The organism is Saccharospirillum sp. MSK14-1, assembly GCF_003054965.1.
Taxonomy (GTDB): Bacteria; Pseudomonadota; Gammaproteobacteria; order Pseudomonadales; family Natronospirillaceae; genus Saccharospirillum.
In genome coordinates this window covers 193,497-217,893 of sequence record NZ_MIES01000006.1, presented here as the reverse complement: position 1 = coordinate 217,893, position 24,397 = coordinate 193,497, and the positions used below count along the sequence as shown (strand labels likewise).

General features: G+C 56.5%; 25 protein-coding genes. 7 read left to right on the top strand and 18 right to left on the bottom strand.

From position 1 onward, the window contains the following. Positions 1-79 precede the first annotated feature (79 nt). Positions 80-2,191 carry a hypothetical protein gene (locus tag BGP77_RS02470; RefSeq protein WP_146171165.1) on the bottom strand — a complete coding sequence of 704 codons (2,112 nt, stop codon included), beginning with the start codon at positions 2,189-2,191 and terminating at the stop codon, positions 80-82. A 484-nt stretch (positions 2,192-2,675) separates the two neighbouring features. Here BGP77_RS02470 and rsgA point away from each other — a divergent pair, with 484 nt between their 5' ends. After that, positions 2,676-3,740 (top strand): ribosome small subunit-dependent GTPase A, encoded by a 1,065-nt coding sequence (gene rsgA, locus BGP77_RS02465; protein ID WP_108163156.1) that lies wholly within the window; start codon positions 2,676-2,678, stop codon positions 3,738-3,740. 404 nt (positions 3,741-4,144) lie between these two features. Next, positions 4,145-4,351, top strand: coding sequence for a cold-shock protein (locus BGP77_RS02460; RefSeq protein ID WP_108126131.1), 207 nt, complete (start codon positions 4,145-4,147; stop codon positions 4,349-4,351). A gap of 152 nt (positions 4,352-4,503) precedes the next feature. Here BGP77_RS02460 and waaA read toward each other — a convergent pair whose 3' ends face one another. The 9 genes from waaA to BGP77_RS02415 form a co-directional block, all read right to left on the bottom strand. Next, positions 4,504-5,835: a lipid IV(A) 3-deoxy-D-manno-octulosonic acid transferase gene (waaA, locus tag BGP77_RS02455; protein ID WP_108163155.1), complete on the bottom strand. Its 1,332-nt coding sequence runs from the start codon at positions 5,833-5,835 to the stop codon at positions 4,504-4,506. Further along, positions 5,832-6,986 carry a radical SAM family heme chaperone HemW gene (gene hemW / locus BGP77_RS02450; protein ID WP_108163154.1) on the bottom strand — a complete coding sequence of 385 codons (1,155 nt, stop codon included), beginning with the start codon at positions 6,984-6,986 and terminating at the stop codon, positions 5,832-5,834. The genes waaA and hemW overlap by 4 nt, the downstream gene beginning before the upstream one ends. Continuing rightward, the gene (gene rdgB, locus BGP77_RS02445; RefSeq protein WP_108163153.1) at positions 6,983-7,594 is read right to left on the bottom strand and encodes an RdgB/HAM1 family non-canonical purine NTP pyrophosphatase; all 612 of its coding nucleotides are present in this window, start codon (positions 7,592-7,594) and stop codon (positions 6,983-6,985) included. Before rdgB ends, hemW begins: the two co-directional genes overlap by 4 nt. Beyond that, positions 7,591-8,034 (bottom strand): DUF4426 domain-containing protein, encoded by a 444-nt coding sequence (locus tag BGP77_RS02440; RefSeq protein ID WP_108163152.1) that lies wholly within the window; start codon positions 8,032-8,034, stop codon positions 7,591-7,593. The genes rdgB and BGP77_RS02440 overlap by 4 nt, the downstream gene beginning before the upstream one ends. A 5-nt stretch (positions 8,035-8,039) precedes the next feature. Next, complete coding sequence (metW, locus tag BGP77_RS02435) at positions 8,040-8,642, bottom strand: methionine biosynthesis protein MetW (RefSeq protein ID WP_108163151.1); 603 nt, start codon at positions 8,640-8,642, stop codon at positions 8,040-8,042. After that, a complete protein-coding gene (locus BGP77_RS02430; protein WP_108163150.1) occupies positions 8,639-9,790 on the bottom strand; it encodes a homoserine O-acetyltransferase in 1,152 nt (383 codons plus the stop codon). The genes metW and BGP77_RS02430 overlap by 4 nt, the downstream gene beginning before the upstream one ends. 80 nt (positions 9,791-9,870) lie before the next feature. Beyond that, positions 9,871-10,494: a YggT family protein gene (locus tag BGP77_RS02425; protein WP_108163149.1), complete on the bottom strand. Its 624-nt coding sequence runs from the start codon at positions 10,492-10,494 to the stop codon at positions 9,871-9,873. A gap of 43 nt (positions 10,495-10,537) precedes the next feature. Continuing rightward, positions 10,538-11,359 (bottom strand): pyrroline-5-carboxylate reductase, encoded by an 822-nt coding sequence (gene proC / locus BGP77_RS02420; protein ID WP_108163148.1) that lies wholly within the window; start codon positions 11,357-11,359, stop codon positions 10,538-10,540. 74 nt (positions 11,360-11,433) lie between these two features. After that, positions 11,434-12,138 carry a YggS family pyridoxal phosphate-dependent enzyme gene (locus BGP77_RS02415; RefSeq protein WP_233252279.1) on the bottom strand — a complete coding sequence of 235 codons (705 nt, stop codon included), beginning with the start codon at positions 12,136-12,138 and terminating at the stop codon, positions 11,434-11,436. Positions 12,139-12,326: 188 nt separating this feature from the next. On the opposite strand from BGP77_RS02415, the gene BGP77_RS02410 reads away from it, so the two are divergent. Further along, the gene (locus BGP77_RS02410) at positions 12,327-13,361 is read left to right on the top strand and encodes a type IV pilus twitching motility protein PilT (protein WP_108163147.1); all 1,035 of its coding nucleotides are present in this window, start codon (positions 12,327-12,329) and stop codon (positions 13,359-13,361) included. Positions 13,362-13,375: 14 nt separating this feature from the next. Here the strand turns inward: BGP77_RS02410 and BGP77_RS02405 are convergent, their stop codons facing one another. From BGP77_RS02405 to BGP77_RS02385, 5 genes are all read right to left on the bottom strand, one after another. Continuing rightward, positions 13,376-13,873 (bottom strand): response regulator, encoded by a 498-nt coding sequence (locus tag BGP77_RS02405; protein ID WP_108163146.1) that lies wholly within the window; start codon positions 13,871-13,873, stop codon positions 13,376-13,378. Positions 13,874-14,039: 166 nt separating this feature from the next. Further along, entirely contained in the window at positions 14,040-14,516 is a 477-nt protein-coding gene (locus BGP77_RS02400) for a transcriptional repressor (RefSeq protein ID WP_108163145.1), read from the bottom strand. Between the two features lie 65 nt (positions 14,517-14,581). Next, positions 14,582-16,126, bottom strand: coding sequence for a glycerol-3-phosphate dehydrogenase/oxidase (locus BGP77_RS02395; protein ID WP_158269248.1), 1,545 nt, complete (start codon positions 16,124-16,126; stop codon positions 14,582-14,584). Positions 16,127-16,345: 219 nt separating this feature from the next. Continuing rightward, positions 16,346-16,615, bottom strand: a complete 270-nt coding sequence (locus BGP77_RS02390; protein WP_108163143.1) for a hypothetical protein — start codon at positions 16,613-16,615, stop codon at positions 16,346-16,348. A 58-nt stretch (positions 16,616-16,673) separates the two neighbouring features. After that, a complete protein-coding gene (locus tag BGP77_RS02385) occupies positions 16,674-18,203 on the bottom strand; it encodes a tol-pal system YbgF family protein (RefSeq protein WP_108163142.1) in 1,530 nt (509 codons plus the stop codon). 274 nt (positions 18,204-18,477) lie between these two features. On the opposite strand from BGP77_RS02385, the gene BGP77_RS02380 reads away from it, so the two are divergent. The 3 genes from BGP77_RS02380 (at position 18,478) to BGP77_RS02370 (ending at position 20,329) form a co-directional block, all read left to right on the top strand. After that, positions 18,478-18,879: a hypothetical protein gene (locus BGP77_RS02380; protein ID WP_233252278.1), complete on the top strand. Its 402-nt coding sequence runs from the start codon at positions 18,478-18,480 to the stop codon at positions 18,877-18,879. A gap of 143 nt (positions 18,880-19,022) precedes the next feature. Then, on the top strand, positions 19,023-19,589 hold the full coding sequence (locus BGP77_RS02375) for an RNA polymerase sigma factor (protein WP_233252277.1): 567 nt from the start codon (positions 19,023-19,025) through the stop codon (positions 19,587-19,589). After that, positions 19,574-20,329, top strand: a complete 756-nt coding sequence (locus BGP77_RS02370) for a hypothetical protein (RefSeq protein ID WP_146171164.1) — start codon at positions 19,574-19,576, stop codon at positions 20,327-20,329. Before BGP77_RS02375 ends, BGP77_RS02370 begins: the two co-directional genes overlap by 16 nt. Positions 20,330-20,394: 65 nt before the next feature. Here the strand turns inward: BGP77_RS02370 and BGP77_RS02365 are convergent, their stop codons facing one another. The 3 genes from BGP77_RS02365 to BGP77_RS02355 all read right to left on the bottom strand — a co-directional run bounded on the left by BGP77_RS02365 (position 20,395) and on the right by BGP77_RS02355 (position 22,918). Continuing rightward, positions 20,395-20,871 carry an Hsp20 family protein gene (locus tag BGP77_RS02365; RefSeq protein ID WP_108163139.1) on the bottom strand — a complete coding sequence of 159 codons (477 nt, stop codon included), beginning with the start codon at positions 20,869-20,871 and terminating at the stop codon, positions 20,395-20,397. Between the two features lie 146 nt (positions 20,872-21,017). Beyond that, entirely contained in the window at positions 21,018-21,671 is a 654-nt protein-coding gene (locus BGP77_RS02360; protein WP_108163138.1) for an SAM-dependent methyltransferase, read from the bottom strand. After that, positions 21,668-22,918 (bottom strand): MFS transporter, encoded by a 1,251-nt coding sequence (locus BGP77_RS02355; protein ID WP_158269247.1) that lies wholly within the window; start codon positions 22,916-22,918, stop codon positions 21,668-21,670. The genes BGP77_RS02360 and BGP77_RS02355 overlap by 4 nt, the downstream gene beginning before the upstream one ends. Before the next feature lie 367 nt (positions 22,919-23,285). Between BGP77_RS02355 and BGP77_RS02350 the strand changes: the two genes are divergently transcribed. Further along, the gene (locus tag BGP77_RS02350; RefSeq protein WP_108163136.1) at positions 23,286-24,338 is read left to right on the top strand and encodes a substrate-binding domain-containing protein; all 1,053 of its coding nucleotides are present in this window, start codon (positions 23,286-23,288) and stop codon (positions 24,336-24,338) included. The last annotated feature ends 59 nt before the right edge of the window (positions 24,339-24,397 follow it).

The window sequence follows — 24,397 nt, the reverse complement described above, 5'->3', positions numbered from 1 at the left end:
TCTGTGGGTAACTTTGTGGTCTTTTCGCGCTCAAAAAAAAGCCCCGTTTTAACGGGGCTTTTCGTGTTGAACGTGACACTCAGCGGCGATAGTACATCAGCATTTCTGTGTCGAGACCGGCATCGTAGAGGCAGTAGAAACCGTCTTCACTCATGCCGAGGATGGTGCATTGGTAATCTTCTACTTCAACGGACGATAACGACTGGCCACAGCGATCCCGGCTTTGTCCGGATTCGCTGTCTTGCAGCAGCTGATTGCCGTTCTGGCGCCATTGGTAATCCAGCGTGTAGAGCTCGCATTGTTGCTGCTCATCGATTTGCACATAATGACCGCTGCCATCGGCGGATAAGGTTTCGGTGCCGTCGGGATACCACTGGCAGTCGCCGCCGAGGACAGAGGTTTGGTACTGACCGGGTTCGATTTGATAGTCCTCACTGGCGACTTTTTCAATCTTCCCGTTCATCACGGCTTCCCAGCCACGTTCGGTATAGGTTTCTCGATAGGTGTATTCGACCGGTAAATCGCTGAAGGCCAGCATCGACAAATAGCTGGCTTCACAGTCACCTTGAATGGGCAGTTCAAAGTACGGCATGGCATCGATCATGGCGTCGCCGAAACGCGGCATGTTGATCGCACCGGCGAGGGTGCCATTCCGATTCAGGGGTTCATCGGTGAGATCGTCGGCGGCTTGTGCGGCCGCTTCACCGGTGTAAGCCACCAGATGCGAACCTTTGATCGCCAGATAAATCGGTTGCGGCCAGAACGGCATCGGCACCGCCACCGGGTCACCATTGGTGGGGATTTGCGGAATGGGGTAGAACGCTGCGGCACTGGCGCGCAGGGTGTTCGCCAAGTTAACCGGATCGTCTGCGCTGGCACTGACCAGAGCAGAGCCGCTGAGGCCCGTCGGAGATTGAGGGTCGGGCTCGAGATTGAAAGCAGCCATACCCAGACCTTTAAAGCCAGGCAACACCCCGTTGATCATGCCGGCAAAGGACGGATTCAAGCCGTTGCGCAGTGCGGTCTGCATTTCCACCAGTTCCGGGCAGGTAAAACGGGCGTTGGAGAACTCGGTCCACAAGGCGGTAATGACGGGTGATAAGGCATTCAGGTCGATACCCGCGGCCACGGCAAAAATTTTGTCGCTGGCATCGGCGCTGTAGGCCGGCAGTGACCCGGGCAGTTTGGCCAGTTCGGTGGTCACGTTCTGGTTATTCATTTCCAGGATAAAGCGCAGGCTTTGCACGATGCGGTCGGCGCTGACATCCACGTCTTCAATGCCATACACCAGACGCGGAACGCTCTGCGCCAGGCCTTGCCATTCATCGGCGCAGTTGGCGCTGATTGAGGCATTCAGGTCAGCCATTTGGCTTGGCATCAGCGCTTGCAGGTCGCGGCCCATGAGGCTGGTGTGGGGGTGCAACAGCGCTTTGGACACTTCAGCCAGACTGACATAACCGCGCATCAGAGTATCGAAGTCATACTCTTTACCCAGAGAGTCCCAGGTGTCGCTATCGAGCAGCGATTCGTCCGCGTTGGCACGGCCGAACCGTTGCGCCAGACGCTCGTCGCTGTCGAACTCGTTGATCAGGGTGAGGGTAGCGATATCACCATCGAGACTTAACGCCAGGTTGATCTGGTTGTCGTCCTGAACCGGTGTCAAACGCCATTGCTGTACAGTAAGGCCAGCAATCTGGCGGGTTTTGGCGGTGGCTTCGAGGTCATTTGCTGCCTCTTCCCAGCGTTGCACAAAGGTTTGGGGGTCACTGACGACCATGCGCACGACCGGCATCAGACCATCGAGATAAAAGGCGTAGTAGTCGCCCACTTCAATGCCGTAATAGCTGGGTAAATCGACCTGGGTACTCATTTGAACCATAAAGTCTTCGTACATCCGGACCAACAGGGACATCCCCGGTGAGCCTTCCGCCAACCCATACAGCTCTTCCAACGGACCCTGATTGGCATTAAAAGGAGTGCCTTGATAAAGGGGATCGCCTTGCACGAAACGGTAGCTGTCCAGATCGGAATGGCCGGCGGTAAACCAAGCGGTTTCCGCAGGCGCACTGGCGAGCAACCGTTCCAAATCGGCATCGTCCGAGCCGAACAGACCAAAGAAATCAAACGACCAGGCCGGGGCGGCCGCCAACAAGATGCTTGCCATCAACAGACAGCGACGTATTCCTTTCATCCAAACAAACTCCGATAGCGGGGGGAGACGTCCCCTCCCAGTGGGTGAAGACTGCCGAGTGTAGCAGGATGACCTATGAAGGGTACTGCCGCGGCGGACAGGTACACGCCCCACGGTTGTGGTTATGATTTGATGGCTTTCGGCGGTACTCGCGCCGAACATGATTGAGATTTCTCGTGGCTGTTGCGTGAAGTGCCTGTGTCGATTCGCTCACCTATTGATTGGACGTAGCGACTGCGGCAAACTGCGCCGAGCGGTCGCGCTGCGGCCAGTTCCCACGTCAAAGAGGAGGCGTTTTTCATGAACCTGAACCTTGTAGAGCTTGCCCCAGTGGCAGGTTGAGGCTGAGCGCACTCCTTCTTCCTGTGGAGCCTTCGCTCCAGTTTTACCTGCCCTGAATCGGATCGGATGGATCCGGGCGACTGCGCCTGGGTTGTAACCTGTTCATGCCAGTTTGATGCTGGCACCGTGAAGGGAAACCCTCATGAATTCTGAGTTATTAACGCTGACCGATCTCGGCTGGCGACCGGTATTTCAACAACAACTGACCCTCGATGAACTGTCCAGTGGCCGACCGGCGCGAGTGACGGCCGTGCATCGTGATCGTCTGGAATGGCTCGATGAAACGGGCGCGCACAGCTGGATGATCAGCGGTGCCTTTCGGCACGCGGAGGCCGAAGATCGGCCGACCCTGGGTGACTGGCTCTGGCTCGATGCCGACACGGGTCAGCCGCTACGATTGCTGGAACGGCAGACGCTGCTGCGCCGCACGGCTTCGGGGACTGAGCCAAAGCCTCAGTTAATTGCGGCTAACCTTGATACTTTGTTGATCGTTGCCTCCTGCAACGCCGACTTTAATTTGTCGCGCCTGGAACGGTACCTGGCGTTAGCGCTGGATGCTGGCGTCGACCCGGTGATCGTGTTGACCAAGGCGGATTTGAGCCATGACGCCGACGCCTTGCGAGATCAGGCGCAATCGCTGCGCTCGGATTTGCCGGTGGTGTGCCTTGATGCCCGTCAGGACTGGGCGTCGGATGCCTTGTCTCCCTGGCTGATGCGCGGTCAGAGTCTGGCGCTGGTAGGCTCGTCCGGTGTTGGCAAAACGACGCTGACCAACAGCCTGATTGGTGAGGCCCGTTTTGCCACCGCCGCCATTCGCGAAGACGATGCTAAAGGCCGCCACACCACGACCCATCGGCAGATGGAACGCACGCCACTGGGCGCCTGGATCATGGATACGCCGGGCATGCGTGAATTGCGCCTGGGTGAAGCGAGTGACGGCGTCAGTGCGGTGTTCGATGACATCGAAGCGTTGGCGCAGCAATGTCGCTTCGGCGATTGCGCGCATCACGGCGACGCCGGCTGCGCGATCGAAGCCGCTGTGGCCTCGGGGGAACTGGATGCCAGACGCTTGCGTTCTTATCACAAACTGCAGCGCGAAACGGCGCAGGCCAGTGAAACCAACTGGCAACAGCGACGGCGTCATAAGGCCTTCAGCAAGATGGCTAAACGGGTGCAAAACGAGCAGCGAGCGAAAAAATCGGACTGACGGTGACGCCGGTTTTCGCCTGTCATTAGAAATTCACGCCCGGTCCTCATGCTGCTGTTGGGCCGGGCGCGATTCGGGGATTGGTGAAAAAACGAGCAATATCAGATAGTTGTCGAACAACGCTCAGAAAGCAGGTGAGAACGGCGCTGTTACGCGACTTTGGCCGCTTTTCGAAGCGCCAAAAAGTACTTTACATCCGATTCGGCTTCGCTAAAGTGAGCTTTGTAAAAGATTGTCGCAATACTTATAAGCAAGACCCGGTGAGACTTTGTAGTTCTCTGGAGAAGTTCCCTGAACAGGTTGCGCGTAAGTAAGACGTTATCTTTACCGGCAGCGACTTTCTGGAATTGCTCTGGCTCGAGCGCTGTCCGAAATACATCGCATCCTCTTTCCAGGAGAAAGCAATGTCTGTACAGACTGGCAAAGTAAAATGGTTTAACGAAACCAAAGGCTTCGGCTTTATTGAAGTGGAAGGCGGCAAAGACGTTTTCGTTCACTTCAGCGCCATCAAGGGTGACGGTTTCCGCACTCTGGCTGAAGGCCAAGCCGTTCAGTTCACCATCACTGAAGGTCAGAAAGGTCCTCAGGCCTCTGACGTCGAAGTCATCTAAACCGATTACCGGTTTACCCAATTTCATAAAAGGTCGCCATGGCGGCCTTTTTTTGTGGCTGCGTTTTTTGCATACACCGCTATGACTGGCATCACCTTACGCGCCAGACGCGCTTCACTGTGTGCTGAGTGGCCGGACCGGTCGCCGTAGTGTTAATGGCCGGTGCTGAGCGGACGTATATCACGCGAGGCGCTGTTGGAACCGCTGTCTGAATCCAGATCCAGGTGTTTTTCGATCCAGTTTTCCAAGCGTCGCAGCGCGCCCTGTTGTTGCTGAAAGAACAGATAGGCGCGCTGGCCATAGGTGTCGCGTAAATCCTGGCTTTGCAGCAAACCTAGCAGACGCTGGGTCAGTTCATGCGTTTGCTCGACCGTCACCAGGCTGTGTTCTTTGAGCATGGCATCGACGATGGATTGGAAGTTAAAAAAGCTCGGACCCAGCAGAATCGGTTTGGCCAACGCCGCCGGTTCAATAGGGTTGTGACCGCCGCCTTCGTTGAAGGTGTTGCCGATCACCGAGACGTGCGCCACGCCATAAAACAGCAGTAATTCCCCTAAGGTATCGCCCAGAAAAACAGCGTCATTTTTGCGCGGTTGCTCCGTGCGTGAGCGTCGGCTGTAGCGCCAGCGGTCGCGGTCGAGCAGGTCGGCGACGGCGTTAAAACGGTCGGGATGGCGGGGCACCAGAATCAGCAAAGCGTCGGGCAATTTGGCGCGGATATCGCGATGGACTTTCAGAAGCACTTCTTCTTCACCGCCATGCGTGCTGGCGGCCACCCAGACCGGCCGGCCCGACAGTTGCTGACGATAGGTGTCGATGCGGCTGTGCAATTCAGGGGTCAGCGGTAAATCGAATTTGATGGAACCGGTCACTTCAATGCGCTTGCTGTCGATGCCCAGTTCGCCAAAGCGTTCGGCGTCCGGTGCGTATTGAGCCGCCACACCATCGAGCTGACGCATCATGGGGCCGATCAGGGCGTTCAGGCGTTGATAACCCCGCAAGGAGCGTTGCGATAGCCGACCATTGGCCAACAGCACAGGGACGTTGGCTTGTTTACAGGCGTGCAGCAGATTGGGCCACAACTCGGTTTCGATGATCACCAAAGCTCGGGGTTGCAGGCGTTTGAGCAGGCGTCGTTGTACGTGGGGCAAATCCCAGGGTAAATAGGCGTGATGAACACGGTCGCCAAATTGCGCTTTCACGGTTTCTGAGCCGGTTGGTGTCATAGTTGTGACCAGAACCGGCATGTCCGGATGGCGTTCCAGCCAGCGTTCGATCAGGGGTTTGGCGGCAATGGTTTCGCCGACGCTGACCGAATGCACCCACAGCGCACCCGCAGGCACCTTGGGCCAGTGACCAAAGCGCTCGCCCAGACGTTTGCGGTAAGCCGGTAAGGTGCGGCCGCGCAACCAGACACGAACCAGCAACGCCGGTGTCACTAGATAGAACAGCAACGAATAGAGGTGGCGCGCTAACGTGCTCATGCCAGCCACTCGGCAAGAATGTTGTTCAAGTATAGAAAACCTTGGGGTGTAGTACGCAAGCGTCCGGCCTCGATGGTCAATAAATTTTGCTGCTGCAATTGGCTCAGGGTGGGTTCCAGTGTAGCGCGATCGAGCCCAGTGGCGACCTCAAAATGTGCCAATGGCATGCCCTCGACCAATCGCAGGCTGTTGATGAAATAATCGAATGGCCGGTCTTCAGCGCTGACCTTTTCTTCCTGGCGCAGCAGCAGTCGCGTCGGGTCCAGATAATCTTTCGGCAGTCGGGTTTTGCGCGTGCGGCGAATCTCGAACGGATCGGTCTGCGTGATTTTCCCGTGGGCACCGGGCCCCAAGCCTAAATAATCACCATAACCCCAGTAATTCAGATTGTGTTGGCAGGTTTTGCCATCGCGGGCGTAGGCGGAAACTTCATACTGAACGAAACCGGCGTCGCGCAGTCGTTGTTGGCCCGCTTCCTGGATGGCCCAGAGCGTATCGTCCACCGGCAGCTCGGGTGGGCGGCGGTAGAACTCGGTGTTGGGTTCGATGGTCAGTTGGTACCAGCTCAGATGCGTCGGTTTCAAAGCAATGGCGCGATCCAGGTCTGCCAGTGCCTCGGCTTCGCTTTGCTCGGGTAAGCCGTGCATCAGGTCGATATTGACGTTATCGAAGCCGGCCTGATGCGCACGTTCGATGGCGCGCACCGCCTGATCGGGATCGTGGATTCGGCCCAGCCGTTCCAGCTGATGCGCCTGAAAACTCTGCACACCGATCGACAGCCGGTTCACGCCCGCAGCGCGCAATCCGATAAAGCGGCTCTCATCAATGGTGCCGGGGTTGGCTTCCAGGGTGATTTCACAATCGTCAGCCAGACCGAGTTTTTGGCTCAGTGCCTCAAGAATCGCGCCGATGGTATCAGCGCTGAGCAGGCTTGGCGTGCCGCCGCCAAAGAACACCGAATGCACTGGGCGGCCCTGAGCCAAGGGTGCGTCCTGTTCCAGATCTTCAATCAGGCGCGCTAAATAGTCGGCTTCGGGAATGGCGCTTGGGTCCAGTGCGTGGGAATTAAAATCGCAGTAGGGGCATTTGCGCACGCACCAGGGCACGTGCACATAGACCGACAGTGGCGGCAAGGTCGCAGCCTGGGTCATAGACCAAAGCGTTCGCGCAGTAACGGCAACAAGGCATCGAGCGCCTGGCCGCGATGCGAGCGTTGGTTCTTGGTGGATTTGTCGAGTTCGGCGGCGGTCTTGCCCAGCTCGGGCACATAAAACACCGGATCGTAACCGAAACCGTCGCTGCCCGATGGCGTTTCCAGAATGCGGCCTTCCCAGCTGCGCTGCACGATCAGCGGGGTTGGGTCCGTCGCGTGGCGCATGACCGCCAGCACGCATTGAAAGCGAGCGGTGCGGTGTTCGGTAGCGACGCCGTCGAGTTCGCGCAACAGCCGTTCGATGTTGGCAGCGTCGCTTTTCTCGCCACCGGCGCGCAACGCATAACGCGCTGAATAAATGCCCGGCTTGCCGTTTAACGCATCCACTTCCAGGCCGGAATCGTCGGCGAGCGCGGGTCGACCGGTCGCAGCGGCCGCATGGCGGGCTTTAAGAATGGCGTTTTCGATAAAGCTCAGGCCGGTTTCGTCGGCGTCGGTGACACCCAGTTCGCCTTGCGGTTGGATGTCGATCGACAGAGGTTCCAGTAACTGACGGAATTCACGCAGCTTGCCCGCGTTACCCGAAGCCAGTACCCAGGCGCTCATGCGTCTTCCTCCCACATTTCTTTGCTGAAGCTGAATTCGTAGTCGCGCTCGCCCGGTATTTCGACAGTGATGTCGAACCAGAGCATTTCACGGTCGAGCAAGCGCACAATGCCCAGGTGATAGATGGCGTTTTGCTCACGCACCACATCCAGCTCAATGGTGCGTTGCTGGCCGAGCAGGTCGCGCACGTTCAGGCTGACCGTCGCTTCGACCGGCAAAGCCACACCGTCGTCCTGCTGCTGTAAGACCGACAGGTTAACGATGGCGCTGCGACCGGCGCGAGGCAGGTTGTATTGGCGTGCGATCTCCGGCTGCAGCATCGTTGAATTGAAGACGATGTAATGCAGTTCGTAGTCGCCATTGAAGACAACTTTTTGCTCCGCCGCAGCCGTGACCGCGAGCAGGCTGAGCAGGGCAGTGAAAAAAAGTGAGCGAATCATAGTGATCACCGGCTGATGTGGTAGAGCGCAATTTCACCGAGCAAGTTTGGCAGCATACGCATTTTCCAGTTGGCCTGGTGATTGCGATCCACCACCGCTCGGGTGCGAATTTTTATGCCGCGTTCACGGCACAGCACTTCGAAATCGCGAAAGGTAAAGAAGTGAATGTTGGGTGTTTCGTACCAGGCGTAAGGCAAGGATTCCGACACCGGCATACGGCCGCGAAAACCCAGATACGCCCGCGTTGTCCAATGACCAAAGTTCGGAAAGGTCACCACCGCCTGGCGGCCAATGCGCAGCATCTCTTCGACGATGCGATCGGGGGCGGTCGTTTGTTGCAACGACTGCGTCATGATGACGGTATCGAAACTCTGGTCGTCGAAATTGTCGAGGCCCGCATCAAGGTCCTGATGAATGACATCGACGCCACGCGCGACGCATTCGACAATGTTATCGGTATCGATTTCCAGGCCGTAACCGCGCACATTTTTATTGTCACGCAGCATCGCCAGCAAACCGCCATCACCACAACCCAGATCGAGCACCCGGCTGTTGGGTTCGATCCAGGGTTCGATAAAATCAAAATCGGGCCGTTCTATTTGACTCATGCCGGCGCTCCTTCGGTACTCAGTGAGGCCAGAAAACCGCTCAGCAATTTCACGTATTCGGGGATCGGGAACAGAAACGAATCGTGGCCCTGGTCGGCTTCGATTTCCAGATAACTGACGGGCTTTTTCGCGCGCACCAAGGCACGCACAATTTCTTCGCTGCGCGCGGGTGTGAAGCGCCAGTCGCTGCTGAAGGAGGTAACCAAAAAGCGACACTGGCTTTGTGACAGACAGCGCGCCAGATCGCCATCGTGGTCACCCGCCGGATCGTAATAATCGAGCGCCTTGGTCATCAGCAAATAGGTATTGGCATCGAAATTGTCGGAAAAATTCTCGCCTTGATAACGCAGATAGGATTCAACTTCGAAATCGACGTCGTAGCTGAAATGCAATTTCCCCTGGCGCAATTCGCGGCCGAATTTTTCACGCATGCCGCTTTCTGACAAATAAGTAATATGACCGAGCATCCGTGCCAGCATCAGTCCGCGTCGCGGTGAGGTATCGTGCTGGTAATAATGACCGTCGTGGAAATCCGGATCGCTGGTAATGGCCTGACGCGCTACTTCATTAAAGGCAATGTTCTGCGCCGATAATTTGGGTGCCGAAGCAATGACCGCACAGCCGCGCATCCGTTCGGGGTAGTCGATGGACCAACGCATCGCCTGCATGCCACCCAGGCTGCCGCCGATGACCGCCAGCCATTGCTGAATGCCCAGACGGTCGGCCAAACGCGCCTGACTTTTTACCCAATCGCGCACTGCCATAATCGGAAAGTCCGGGCCGTAACGGCGACCGGTTTCCGGGTCAATATCCGTGGGGCCGGTTGAGCCGTGGCAACCGCCCAGGTTATTCAGCGACACCACAAAATAACGATTGGTATCGATGGCTTTGCCCGGCCCGATGCACGCATCCCACCAGCCGGGTTTGCGGTCGTCCCGACTGTGAAAACCGGCGGCATGGTGATGACCCGACAGCGCATGGCAGATCAGAATGGCATTGGAACGTTCCGCATTGAGCGTGCCGTAGGTTTCATAAACCAGTTGGTAAGACGCCAAAGAACGACCGGAGCGCAGCGGCAACGGTTCGTCAAAAAAGGCGGTCTGGGGTTCGACCAGGCCGACACTGTCGGCCGGTATTTCTGTGGGCATGAAGCGATGTCCTGTTGGGCTCATTCGAGCCCGTTATTCAATCAATCGGCGCGGTCGGCGCACGGGCATGTCGTGATGATTTACAGGCCAATCACTGGCATGAAACCGCCGGTGGCATAAGCGATGCCATCTTTGCTGAGAATACCCGTCATCTGAAGGATTAAGCGGCCGAGAATAAAGTCACGCAGAACGATCAACACCAGGAAGGCGATGATGTACGACAAATCGAGCATGCCGATCTGCAGGTTCAAACGACGGAACGGGCCGACAAAAGGCTCCACCAGTTCCTGCAAGAAACTGAGCATTGGATTCTGCTGGCCCATGCTGATCCAGCTGCCAATGGCCACGATGATCATGCTCCATTGCAGAACCGTCATCAGTAGGCCGGCTAAGGCTAACAGAGCAAGCACAGCCATTGAGGTGATGTGCGGTACCGGGTTATTGCCATTGACCAGAATAATCAGCATCGCCAGCGCCAGCTGACCCAGCCAGACACACACCAGGGCGGCGATATCGAGACCGGCAAAACCGGGAATGATACGGCGCACTGGCAGCAAAAAGGGGTTGGTGATCTTCAGTACGGTCTGCGCCAGCGGATTGTAGGTATTGGCGCGGGCGACTTGCGCCAGAAAGCGGGCGATCAGGGCAATTAAAACAATACTGAAGGCGGTCTTCAGAATCAGCACAGCGATTTCGGATAGCACGGTGTCGGGCTCCTTTTATTCGGTCGTTGGCAACGAGTAAGGCTCAGTCTGCCAGTTCTTCGGATAATTCGATTGAGCGCACACGACAAGCTTGCATGGCTCGCTCCACCATCGCATCAAGGTCGTCAGCCTCAAAACTGCGGATGGCGCGTTCGGTGGTGCCATTGGGTGAGCACACTTTACGGCGCAGTTCGGCAGGCATTTCACCGGTTTCCTGCACCAGCTTGGCGGCTCCCAAGGCGGTCTGAACGATCAGTGCGCGGGCGCTGTCGGCGTCCAGACCTTGGTGTTCGGCGGCTTTTTGCATGGCTTCCATAAAGCGGAAAAAGTAAGCCGGAGCGCTGCCACTGGTGGCGGTCACGGCGTGTAATTCGTCTTCGTTATCGACCCATAGTGTCGCGCCAATACCATCGAAAATGTGTTGCACGGCAGTACGTTCATCGGCGCTGACTCGATCATTGGCGAACAGACCGGTGGCACCGGTCATCACCAGTGACGGTGTATTGGGCATGGTGCGCACGATGGCGAAATCTCCGCCCAGCCAGCGATTGATGCTGTGTTCGGTCACGCCAGCCGCAACGCTGACGACTAACGGACGACGCGCCTGAAACGCTGAAGCTAACGGCTCAATAACGGCTTTCAATGCCTGTGGCTTGACTGCCAGCACGAGGATGTCGCACGCGGCGACCAGCTCGGCCGGGTCGGCGGTGGCGATGAGACCTTTGCGTTCAAAATCGGCGCGCTTGGGTTCGTTGCGGTCGCAAATCTGAATGCGTTCGGCGGCAAAACCGCTGGCGAGCATGCCGTTAATGATGGCGCCTGCCATATTGCCTGCACCGAGAAAGCCGATGGTGGCTGATTGCATTCTGGTCTCCTTCATTGTGTTTGCGGCCGTGACGCGGATTGATGATCGATCCAGCGCCTTAGTGATCGTGGCTGTTACTCAGCATAGTGGCGTTGGCCAAAAATCGCGCTGCCGACCCGGACATGCGTGGCGCCACACTCGATGGCGACCTCGAAATCAGCGCTCATACCCATGGACAAAACGGTCGCATCGGGATGCTGTTGAATAAGGGTATCGCTGAGGCTTTTCAATTCTTTGAATTGGCGGCGCAGCTCGCTCTCGTTCAGATCCGCCGCGGTGATGGCCATGATGCCACCCAGACGCAGCCGAGGCAGTGCGCGGATCTGGTCGGCAAAGCTCGGCAGCGCTTCGGCAGCGATGCCCGCTTTGGCAGGATCCTGGCTGATGTTGATCTGAATGCAGACATTCAGCGGTGGCAAATGGTCCGGGCGCTGGTCGGCAAGACGCTGAGCGATTTTCAGGCGGTCGATGCTGTGTACCCAATCAAAGTGCTCCGCCACCGGCCGTGTTTTGTTTGACTGCAACGGGCCAATAAAATGCCAGACCGGCGCCGGACCTTGCCATTGCTGCACTTTGTCGACCGCTTCCTGAACGTAGTTTTCGCCCAGGTCGGTCACACCGGCGGCGACCGCAGCTTGCAGGTCGGTCAACGGCCAGGTTTTGCTGACCGCCACCAAGGTAACGTCGTCCGGTGATCGGCCGACCCGGTCACAGGCGGCCTGAATGCGTTTGTTGACGTTGGCCAAACGGTCGTTCAACGGGCTTTGCTCAGGGCTCAAGGTCGCACTCCGACAAGCAGGAACGGTGCTCGCAAAACATCGTTCTTCGGTTACACTGGCGTCGTTATCCGTTAGGGCTGGCAGCGCTTGCCACCGGCCTTGCAAAGCGCAACAGCATACCGGTTTTCGACTCGCCTGAGTATGATCTCTTGGTCCATCCGTTACTTTTGAAGGAAGCCAATACGCCCATGGATATGACTGAACTTCTGGCCTTCAGCGCCCAACAGAATGCATCCGACCTGCACTTGTCGGCGGGCCTGCCACCGATGATTCGGGTGGATGGGGAAATGCGTCGGGTGAATGGACCTGCGTTGTCGAATGCTGAAGTTCAGGCGCTGGTGCACAGCATTATGAAAGAGCAGCAGCGGGCAGAGTTTGAGCAGCGACTGGAAACTGATTTTTCGTTTGAAGTGCCGGGCGTGGCGCGTTTTCGGGTCAATGCGTTTAATCAGAACCGCGGCTGTGGCGCAGTGTTTCGGACCATTCCGTCTCGGGTTTTAAGCATGGCCGAGCTGGGTTTGGGGCCGGTATTTGAAAGCATTGCCAAGGTGCCGCGTGGCCTGGTGCTGGTCACCGGGCCGACCGGTTCGGGGAAGTCCACCACACTGGCAGCGTTGCTCGATTACATCAACGAGCACAAACACGATCACATTCTGACCATTGAAGATCCCATCGAGTTTGTTCACGAAGCCAAAAAATGCCTGGTGAACCAGCGCGAAGTGCACCGCGATACCCACAGCTTTTCCGATGCATTGCGTTCGGCGTTGCGTGAAGATCCTGACATTATTCTGGTCGGTGAGCTGCGCGATTTAGAAACCATTCGCTTAGCGCTGACGGCGGCCGAAACCGGCCATTTAGTGTTCGCCACCTTGCACACCACTTCGGCGGCCAAGAGCATCGACCGGGTGGTGGATGTGTTTCCCGGCGAAGAAAAGGCGATGGTGCGGTCAATGCTGTCGGAGTCGTTGCAGGCGGTGGTCTCTCAGACCTTATTGAAGAAAGTGGGCGGTGGCCGGGTGGCGGCGCATGAAATCATGATTGGTACGCCCGCCATTCGGAACTTGATTCGTGAAGATAAGGTGGCGCAGATGTACTCCGCCATTCAGACCGGATCACAGCAAGGTATGCAGACGCTGGATCAAAGCCTGACGCAATTGCTGCAAAGTGGTGTGATTGAGCGCGATGCGGCGATTGAGAAAGCCAAGCATCCAGAGAATTTTTAGGCGTCAGAGAAAGCTCAGTGCTGAGTGGCGGACGCGCGCATCTGTTTGAGATCGCGATAGTTGCGCAAACCGCCATACATCAATGTTTGGAATTTTTGCGCGGTCAGTTCGGTTTTTTCTTTGTAGTCGTTGATGTCGTAATCGCGGACCACTTCGCTTTCTGGCGCATAACCCGGTTGGCCGGTGCGCAGAATCAGACGGATCAGATGATTGCCGACTTCCTCGCGGATGGCTTTCACCAAATCCAGACCCGCATGTTCGGATTCCATCACCACATCAATTAACGCCATGGCCAGGTCGTCACCGAGCTGGCGCACAATATCGAGCGCTTCTTCGGCGCTGGCAGCGGTGTGAACAGTGAGCGGCTTATCTTCAAAGCGAAAACGGCGTAATGCCAGTCGAGTGACAGCATGCACTTCGGGTTCGTCATCGACGACAAGAACTTGCCAACTCTCGGAGGCTGGCGAGGTGTCTTCTTCATTTTCGTCGGCCAGCCAATCCACGGGCGTCATCAGCGTCACTCCTGTTCGCCGCGCTGGAACCACCTCCAGCGAGTACCGTGCCACTAAGATAGTCAAAAGCCGGTCGTTTGCAATTCTGAAACCGTTCTCATAGGCGCATATCTGTCCGCTATCGTGAAATTGTCGCTAAAAGCGGTGAATTGGCTGCGATTGGTGGTTAGGAATCGGCAACTGAAGCGGCTTGTGCACAGCGTGCGCAGAGCCCATGCACTTCCAGCTGCTGGCTGCCCATTTGGAAGCCAACCTGGCTGGCACTGGCTTTGAGTTCGGTCATCAGGGCGCGCTGCATACCCACTTCTTCGACCGCCTGGCATTGATCGCAAATCAGGAATTGGGGGATTTCGTGGTCGTGCTCACAGCTGATGTGCGAACAGGCGAGGAACTGGTTGGTGGTGGCCAGCTTGTGTGCCAGGCCCGCATCGACCAGGAAGTTCAACATCCGGTACACCGACATGGCGGCCGGGGCTTCGCCATAAGCGGCCTGATGATCGCTGATCAGGTCGTAAGCCGATTTGGGCCCGTCTGCCGCCAGTAAAAGGTCGAGCAGTCGCTCGCGCTTCGGCGTCAAACGTTCGCCCAGTTGTTGGCAGTGTGCACTGGCTTTATCCAGGATTGCCTGTTTTTGGTCAGTCATGGCACTCGGTCATCACGATGAGTGGCCTATGGTAACCAGTCGCGCCTGGGAAGCGAAGCGCAGGCTTAACCAGCCAGCCGGTTGGCCAGCAGTTCGCCAATGGCGTCGGCCTGGCGCTGGTTCAGCATGCCGACACGCAGCCGTCGATTCAGCACGTCCTCAGCGCGGCAGGCGCCTTCATAGTCCAAAGCCCAGCTGAGTTCGGCGTCAATGTAGGGCGCATCGTCCAGCAGGCGTTGCGCAGAACCCTGTGCAAGCACGGCAGCTGCGCGATCACCGTAAGCCTGCCAAAGGTGATCGGCGATGTCGGCGGGCAGTTCTTTTAACGCCTGCTCGGTGGCGGCTCGGTCGCCATTGGCGCCGGCTAAGTGCAGCGATTGGGTGCGGCATGGGCCAGCATTCAGGCCGCTTTCTTTCACGACGGCATCCATGCAGTCTTCTGCCATGCGGCGCCAGGTGGTCCACTTGCCACCGGTCAAGCTGGTCAGTCCTTGCTCGGTCACAATGACGTGATCGCGCGACAAGCCAGAGGTGCCGGCCGCGTCCGGATCACTGACCAGCGGACGCAGGCCAGAGAAGGTCGCACTGATATCGGATTCGCTGATGGTGTCATTCAGCAAGCCATTGAGGTGGCGCAGCAGGTAATCGATTTCGGCCTGGCTGGCTTGTGGACGATCACTGAGTTCGGCCGGATCATCGGTGGTGCCAACCAGGGTCTTACCCAGCCAAGGCAGCAGAAACAGCACCCGGCCATCTTCGGTTTCGGGAATCAGAATGCCGCGTCCATCAGGCAGCAGTTCACGGTCGATTAACAGGTGAATGCCGCTGGAGACCGTCATCATGGGTTTGGCATCGGGGTTGACCATTTGACGCAATTGGTCGGTCCAGGGGCCGGTGCAGTTCACCACCGCGCGTGCGCGCAGTTCGAAGTCATCACCACTGAGCTGGTCGCGGCAGCGGGCACCGGTGACGCGGTTATCGTCCAGAATCAGGTCGTCGACAGCGCAGTAATTCAGTGCCAGACCGCCTTGCTCGAGGGCTGTGCGGATCATGGCGATGCCAAACCGGGCATCATCAAACTGACCATCCTGGTAACTGACGCCGCCTTTGAGTGAGCTCGCGTCAATGGCCGGGCAGGCGCGTTTCAGTTCGTTTTTGCTTTCGATGCGTGAGCGACCGAGTCGTTGTGAACCGGCGAGCAGATCGTAAAGCCCAAGACCTGTGCGGTAGTAGGGCAATCCAATCCAGGATGTTACCGGGGTGATCAGGGTCAGCGGCCAGGCCAGATGTGGCGCCATGGCAAGCATGCGCTTACGCTCGGCCAGCGCTTCACGAACCAGCTGATATTTGCCGATGTCGAGCGTTTTGAAGGCCTGTTCCAGATACCGCACGCCACCGTGAATCAGCTTGGTGGAGCGACTGGATGTACCGGCCATGAAGTCCTGACGCTCAATCAGGGCGGCTTTCAGGCCGCGACTTTGGGCATCCAGCAACACCCCCGCCCCGCTGGCGCCGCCACCGATGATCAGTACATCGAGGTCGGCGTCGATCATGGCCTGCCGCTGTGCCTGGCGGTCCCAGGGTTGGTCCGCTTGGAGTGGGCGATGCATGGGCGCTCCTGTCATCAAAAGAGAGTGATGGCATAGTAGCGCTGATGTTCGTTATTAGTAAATAAATATTCGTTATTTTTCGTTTAGTGCGATATCGATCATTCCCGTCGGACGTGTGAGTGACTCAGCAGCACAGAAAAGACCGGAAAGGTACGGGTTTAAGGGGGCTTTGGGTGGGGAGACAGTCGGGATAACGCAGGCCTTATCCCGACTGTCCGCTTAGCGAAACAGACCACGGATAAACGACGTGATCTGTCGCTTAATGCCGCGCTTGGTACTGTTGACCTGACGGTTGATGCTGCGGCTGACTTCGCTCTTGGCCGCATCGGCCATCTCGCTGGCAAAACGGCTGGCGGCATTGCCACGCTTTTCCGGTTGCTCTGCGCTGGTGGCTGTGTTTTGCCCGGTGTTGATCGCTGTCTGAACCGGATCAGCCGGTTGTTGACTGTGGTTGTCGTTGCCTCCGTTGGGCGTGTTCTTGGGTTCCATAACTACTCCTCGATGACTGCTTGATTGAACACCATCGGCGTTCGTTGTCGATGTGGCATCAGTGCAAATGTGCCTTTGCCGCTTTACTGTGATTGCCGTTCGGATAGTGCTCCAGATAGGCGCTGGCCAGGGTGGTATCGCCACTTTCCTGGATCAGTACCTCGCACACTTCCCAGATGTTGTCGTCGTTGGCGGACGTCGGGTGTTCGGCGGCCAGTTGGTAGTGGTAGAGCGCGCGCTGGTATTCACCTTTAAAGAAATAGGCTGCGCCGATCTGGTCCTGGTAAAGCGCTGCGTCTTCCGTCGATGGGTTTTGATTGAGCTGTTGCTGATAGTGGACGATCACCTCGTCGTAGCGCTCTTGCACCATCAACTGACCACCGACGCGGAAGACATCATCACTGCCAGCCGGGTTTTCGCGGCCGACCAGGTTCTGGAACACGCGGGCGTAGTCCAGATCCTGGGTTTCACTGAACCAGTTGGTGTTGCCCGGGTTGGCTTCAATCTGAATGCCGATTTCTTCGGCCATTGTCTGCATCAGATCAAACCGCTTAGCGAGCACTGGGGCGCGTTCCAGATCGAGGCGATCGAAATCGCTGCCCGGTTCCAGCCGAGCTTCGTACTCCATCCATTCGCGCATGATTTTGAAGCCGATTTTGCTGCCGTATTTATCGTTGTAATGACGCATCCATGAATCTTCGGAATCGCGCAGCGGTACCATCACATAGAGCGGGAATTCACGGCCGTCGTAGTCGATGGTTTTGCCCAATTGTTCCGTCTTATACAACACATAAGGCGCTTCAGCGTCAGTGACTGGCACGGTGACAGACAAACCGTCTTCAGTGAAAAAAGCGTCGTTGTTAATCAGCATCTGGATAAAGGTCAGCATGTGTTTGATGACCTCCGGATTGCCGTCTGACGAGCAGATGCACAGTTCAAAAAGGAAGGGATCTGGCATCGCACGGTGTACCCGGTACAGCACCCGAGACAGATTGACGGTAACAAACCGTGTGTAGTTGAAACGGTGGTCCGGGGCAAACTGGACAATCTGTAATTCCGCTTCCTGCTTATTCTCGATGTCACTGATCGGTACATCGATGATGGGTATGGCCAGGCTGGGGTCGCCGATGGACTTCATCGATTGAATCGGATCGTCGGTCCATAACGGAGGGTGTAAATCAGTCAGCAGTGCGATCAGCTCGTCTGCGTCACACAGGTCGAGCTTGTCACGCCACGTCTCCAGCCGCTCATAGAGGTCTTCGTCCAGTTCGGTGTCTTTGCCATCGATTACCTCGTTCATGACCGAGATGCAGCGAATCAGGTCGTCACCAGGGGCAAGTTTGAGGCGGTGGAGAACGTTGTTTATCACCTCACTGGCGCCGAGCAGCTGTTTTGCTTGCGGCTCAGAAATACCGCCCAGTGGTAGGTAAAAGGCTTTAGCCGCGTGGTGAGTGGCTTTGGTCAGATAGTTATCGGACAGGGCTTCCTGGGCTTTGGCCAGGTGTTTGGGCGCGGCCTGTCGCTGATACCAGACCGCTGTTATGCCAATCGCCAGCAGGGCGAAACAGAGGTAAAAGAACCACATCATAATGACTTCATCTTTTCGTAGCGTTGGACTGAATCCCTGCAGTGAATCGGTGTTGGCACGGCAGGATAGTCGGCAGGGTTGCCTGATCTGACTTAGATTATCACTAAATGGATACTAAATAATAATTACAGATTTTGTGGTATTAAAATAATAACCTTTATATGGGAAGGGTGATTCGCACTTCGAAAAATAGGTTTATGCATCCGGTCGGTGTGCCAAGGTCGTCTTACTCAGGGAACAACGACACGATCTTGACCACTAAAGGAGTAAGTCCATGAAAAAACTGATGACCACCACTGTATTGGTAAGCTTGCTGGCACTGACGGCTAACGTTCTGGCCGAAAACCTGCCGGACAATGTCCCCGTTGATACTCACGACAGCACTCAAGGCTCCGTGCTGACCGATGACGACGGCATGACGCTCTACATCTTCACCCGTGATGACGCCAGCAAATCCAATTGCTACGGTGGTTGCGCCCAAAGCTGGCCGCCGTTTGAAGCCGGTCGTCGTGCCAAAGACAGCGGCATGTTCACGGTAATCGAACGGGATGACGATAGCCGCCAGTGGGCTTATGATGGTCAGCCCCTGTATTACTGGGTGAACGATGAAAGACCGGGAGACGTGACCGGACATGAAGTCGGTGGTTCCTGGTTCGTTGTCCAGATGGGCCGGTAAGTAAGGAAAGTCAGGTAAACAGCGTGAACACTCTGGTTTGCGTTCAAGGAGCAGCCCGGTCAATTCGCCGGGCTGAATTTTATCACCCATGGCCAACACAAAACGTCAGTGGGCGTTTGGCCGAAACAATCGAGATTGTTGTCGTGTCCGTATCTTCGTCCCTGGAGCAAACCGCCCCTAATGCCTCTGATTCGGCTTGGATGATGCGTGTGATGAACCGCGTCGCTCACCAGGATTATGCCGCCTTAAAGTCACTCTACGATGCAACGTCCAGTCGTTTGATGGGGGTGGCGAACCGGATTCTGAAAAACGAGCAGGAAGCGTGCGACGTGTTACAGGACGTCTACCTGAAAATCTGGCAACAGGCGGGCGATTACAGCGGCCGCGGCTCGGTGATGGGGTGGTTGACGGTGATGACCCGCAACGCAGCGCTGGATCGGTTGAAGAGTAATAAACGCAAACGCGAAGATTTATCGGAAGACCCGGGTGCCGACATTCTGGTCGAAATGCCGGCTTCGGAAAGCCACGATCTGGGGGTGCATCAATGCCTGGATCAACTGAACGAAAACGCGCGCGAAGCCATCGTTCTGTCCTATATCTATGGCTACAGCCATCAGGAATTACACGAGCGCTTGGCGCGACCTCTGGGCACCATTAAAGCCTGGATTCGTCGGGGTTTGCAGGAGCTGAAAAAATGTCTGGAAGCATGAAACGCGCTGCCCGTTACGATAACCCGGAATTGTGCGATCAACTGGCAGCGCAATACGTTGCTGGCGACATGACGCCGCGGGTTCGGCGCCGCACCGAACAACTGATGCGTCGCCATACGGCGTTGCGAACCGCCGTCGATTTCTGGTGTGCCAATCTCGAACCGTTACAGCAGTCCTATCCCGGGCAGGCTGTTCCTGCCGAGCTTTGGACGCGTATTGAACGTCGGGTCAAAGCCGATGTGAAACAGCAGCAAGGGCAATCATCGACATCGTTCTGGTCGCGCTTAACGGCCCAGTGGGACATCTGGCGCACCAGTGCGATCGGTGGCATGGCCACGGCTCTGGCGCTGGTGGTGACCTTAACGTTGGTGTTGGGGCAGCCGACGGAATTGCGCGCTGCCGACTATATGGCGCCGCTGAGCTGGCAGGGTGATGTAGCACTGGTGGTCAGTGGTTACAAAGGCCAGGACGGTGATGCACCCTGGATTTCAACCCAGTGGTCTGAACGCCTGGGTGCCCGGCCGGAAGGTGAGTTGCATCTTTGGGCCGATGGCGGTGTGGATCAGTCCTGGGTGTATCTGGGCAAGGTCACACCGGAGAACCGGCGTTGGCAACTCGATTCCGATGCCTGGCAGGCGGTAGCGAACAGCCGTAACCTGGCGGTCAGCACCTCAGCTGACAGCGTCAGTCTGGAAACAGCGGCGCTCGATGGTCCCTGCGTACAACTGACTAACTGGTAAGTACAAAAAAGGCCGGCAATTGCCGGCCTTTTGATTTAACAGCGACGTCTAATCCAGTCGCGGATTCAGGCGACTTTGGCTTTCTCGTCTTTGTGTTCCAGAGTATTGGAACCGCTGTTAATGGCGATGCTCTTCGGCTTCATAGCCTCCGGCACTTCTTTGACCAAGCTGACGGTCAGCAAGCCATTGCGCAATTCAGCACCTTTGACTTCCACGTGGTCCGCCAGGTTGAACTTACGCTCGAAGGAGCGGTAAGCAATGCCTTGGTGCAGGAAGCGACGCTGGTCGTTGCCTTCACTGCCGGCTTTCTTGCCGCGTACGCTCAGCACGCCGTTTTCCACCTGAATGTCCAACTCAGACTCTTCGAAACCCGCCACGGCCAAAGTGATGCCGTATTGGTTTTCGCCAGTCACTTCGATGTTGTACGGCGGGTAGCCGCCACCGCTGGACTGTTCGCCGCGCAGGGCAGAGTCGAGCAAAGACGCCATGCGGTCAAAGCCGATGGTGCTGCGGTACAGGGGGGTGAGATCGATCGTGGTCATGGTGTATATCCTCCATTGAGAAGCAATATAAATAAGTTGGCCCTTGTGGCCGTTGCCGGTGGACTCTCATCGAGACATCCGCTGGCAAAGCAGTAAATAGGGACAGTCCAACTCAGTGCAAAGGGGGATTGTTTGTAAAGATTTTGTTAGCGCGATTCGAGCAGTTGGGCGTAAGCGAGGGCCGCGGCGTCAGCTTGCGGATTGTGCGCCTGACGCTGCTGCTGGCGCGCGTGCTTAAGTAATTTGCCGAGATGACGACGATGCTCGGCATCGTCCGGGTTCCAAAACAGGGCCGGGTTAGCAATCGTTTTGGGCGCGCCGGAACGCACCCACAACCATTCATAAAGACGACCGTTCTCAGCGATCACGCCTTCATCCAAAACCCCAAGTATTGGCTGCAAAAACTGCCGCACCTGAAACAGGTTATTGGCCGGAGAAATCAGCCAATCGATATGGGCATCGGTGGTTTGAGCGTGCAGTTGTTGCACGATGCGGACGGTCACTTCATCGCCGACCCCGGCCAACACCAACAGATGTTTGCCGCTTGCCGGCAAAGCAACGTGTTCGGCTGGACAACAATGTAACTGGTAATTGCGCGCGCCATAGTGCTCTAAGCGCGCTGCCAGGTCGGTCATAATGCTGTCGATGCAATCGACGAAATGCACTTGCGGTGTGCGTTCGGTTTCCAGCAGTGCCATGCCGAGCCGGCCGTGATCGCAACACAGATCCCAAACGCTGTCGTAGTCATCGGCAATGACGTTGAACAGCGCCGTTAGGCGTTTACCCAGTCGGGTTTTCATCGTTGTGCGACTCTCTCAACGGCGCGTACTTCGGCTTCCAATTCGGCGACCCATTGGCGGCGGGCGGGTAACAGTTTCACCGCCAAGTAGTACAACGCCATGGCCAGTAACACCAGAGCACCGGTTACCCACCAGGCGTTGTGGCCGAGCAGCTCCAGCATTAAACCACCCAGGGCGGGCGCCAGCGAAAATCCAAAACTGCTGATGGCATTGGCACCAAAATAACTGCCGCGTAGATGATGCGGCGCCATGACATCGATCTGAATATTCAGGGTCGGAAACAGCACTGATTCACCCACGCTCATGATCAACGTGGCCAGTATCCAGGCGATGGCAAGCGGTTGCGGTAACCAGGCGTAAGCACTGAAACCAAGCGCGAATAACGCCAGGCTAAAATAGATGCGGTTGTGCAGTTGGACATTACGTAACAAAGCCAGCATCGGAAATTGAAAGATCAGAATGGTCGCGGCATTGACCATGACCAAGGTCGCATACAAACCCACCGCATCGCCTGGCCGCACCAAACCCAGGTACTGAACCAGAGTGGCTTCGAACTGGCCATAGCAGGTCATAATCAGGGTGTTGGCGATCACCAATAACTGAAACGCCTTGTCTTTTTTCAGCACAATCCAGGCTTTCGCCAAGCCCGCTGCGGCTTTTTGATCGTCACTGATGCGAGGCTGATGACGGCTGAAATAAGCCAATGCAAAACCGTATAAAACATAGGTCGTCATCACCAAACTGAACGTCGATTGTTGGGCGGTCAGGCCAAAATAAACCCCGCTTAACGGCCCGGCGGCGGCACCAATATTGAGAAAATAATAACGCAGATTAAAAGCCAGACCGCGAGTTTCCGGGTCACTGATTTCATCGGAAATCATCGCTTTCGACGGCGGCTCCAACAACGAGTAACCGGCACCGACCAACAGGATGCAGACAATATACACCGGTAACTGATGAGCCCACGCCAGGCTGCCGAACGCGAAGGCTGATGTCAGTGTGCCGGAAATCATCACCACCCGGCGGCCGAAGCGGTCGGACAAATTACCTACGACAAAACTCAATGAACTGCCGATGAAAGCCGCGCCACTCAAAATCAGCCCGATGACGAACACGGATAAGTCGAACTGGTCTTTGAGCAAGATGGCCATAAAGGGCCAGACCATGAAATAGGTCAGGCGGGTCAGAAAGGTGCCTCCGATCACCGTCCAGATCAGCGGTGAAAATTGCGATAAGCGATGGAACATCGGCAGGCCCATACTGCGACTGGGAAGGGGGCCGGATTATAGGGACGGAGAGTCAGGGTGTCACGGCGGTGGAGAAAGCCAAGGCGGTTCGTCGAGTGGGAATCGATCGATACCCGGTGCGAAAAGTGCTTCCGTTTCGGTTCGACAAAAGACACCGTTAAATCAATAACAAAATCAAACACTTAATGAAAACGGTACAAAATGTCTCAAAAATGTTTTGACAGCCCCAAAATTGTGCAATTACTATCCATTCATGAAATTTATTTCTTTTAACTGAAATATATTTCAAATCAAGGCGTAATCGACTACCTGTGCTGTTCAACGCCTGACGAATCTCAATGCACCTATAAAAATAAGGAGAGTGCTGATGAGTAAGTTGTCCATCCTCAAACGGGGTCTGTGTGGCCTGTCACTGACCCTCGCTGCCAGCCTGACGCTGGCTGAAGAAGCGCCCAGCTCGGGCCACGATCACGGACCCTTCCGCTGCGACCCGGGTGAAACCTTTTACATGAACGTCATGGTTTCCGGCGTCGAGTACTGGTTTCCGGTCTATGAAATGATGAAGCAAGCCGCCGAACAAATGGGTTGCGATACCGTTTACACCGGCACACCGGAATACGACGTCAACAAACAGCTGGCGTCGTTCGAGCAGATTCTGGCGCGCGATCCGGCCGGTATCTTGTTGCACCCGATGAACCCCGACCCCTTTATTGAACCGATCAACCGAGCGGCTGAAATGGGCATTCCGGTGGTGACCTTCGCGGCCGACTCACCGAACAGTGACCGGGTGTCGTTTATCACCTCCGACAACTATCAGGAAGGTCGCTACGCGGCGGACACCATTGCCGAAGCCATGGGTGGCGAAGGTGAGTACGCGGTGCTGGAAAACCCCGGTCAGGACAATCACGACCGTCGCATCTCGGCCTTTGTTGAACGCATGGAATCGAACTGGCCGAACATGGAACTGGTGGCTCGCGCGGCCAGTAACCAGGATCCGACCCGCGCCTACAATGCGGTGCTGACCATGGCACAAGCCAACCCGAATCTGGGTGCGGTCTTTATGCCCGAAGCCAACTCGGCACTCGGTGCGGCTCAGGCGGCGAAAGAACTGGACAGCGGCATCAAGGTGTTCAACGCCGACGTCAACGCCAAGATTCTGGACATGATCAAAGCGGGTGAAATCTTCGGTGCGGTCAACCCCAACCAGGGTATCCAGGGTTATATGGGCATGATGATGCTCTACCTGGCGGCGCATCCGGAACAGATCGATCCGATGAACGACTATCTGCGCAGCGGCTTCAACCCCATGGGTGTGCCCTTCGTCGATAACGGCTTCTCCATCGTCACCGCCGACAACGCCGACGACTTCTATTGGGGTGATTACCTCGAACGTCGTGGCACTCGCGGCATTAACGAGTAATGGGCGGAGGGGTCGGTCACTATGAAGGCCGATCCCGCAAGGATACATAGCACCGCAGG